Annotated in this window: 1 protein-coding gene; it reads left to right on the top strand. The window is 39.6% G+C overall.

All coding sequences use genetic code 11. The annotated features are described in order from the left end of the window. A partial coding sequence (locus tag P9217_RS30335; RefSeq protein WP_278088343.1) for a hypothetical protein occupies positions 1-193 on the top strand: 193 nt, incomplete at its 5' end. Positions 194-240 lie beyond the last annotated feature (47 nt).

Consider the following 240-nt stretch of genomic DNA (forward strand, 5'->3'; position numbering starts at 1 on the left):
GGGCGTAGACGATGCCACACAGATGCTAGGCGAGGACATGATCAAGCTCATAAAGAAGAAGAGTTTGAGTGCCAACTATTGTAAAGGTAAATATTCACAGAAGCTCAAAAAATATTTAAGGTTCTTTGGGAGGTATTTGGGAGTTGCGGTTAATTTGGCGTTAGTTTTTCGGAATTCCTCATATTTTCTTTAGATACGCCTCGAAAAATTTATTCCACCAAAATCCCTTCCCTCCAAAAG

The organism is Mesorhizobium sp. WSM4989, from assembly GCF_029625795.1.
Lineage (GTDB): Bacteria > Pseudomonadota > Alphaproteobacteria > Rhizobiales > Rhizobiaceae > Mesorhizobium.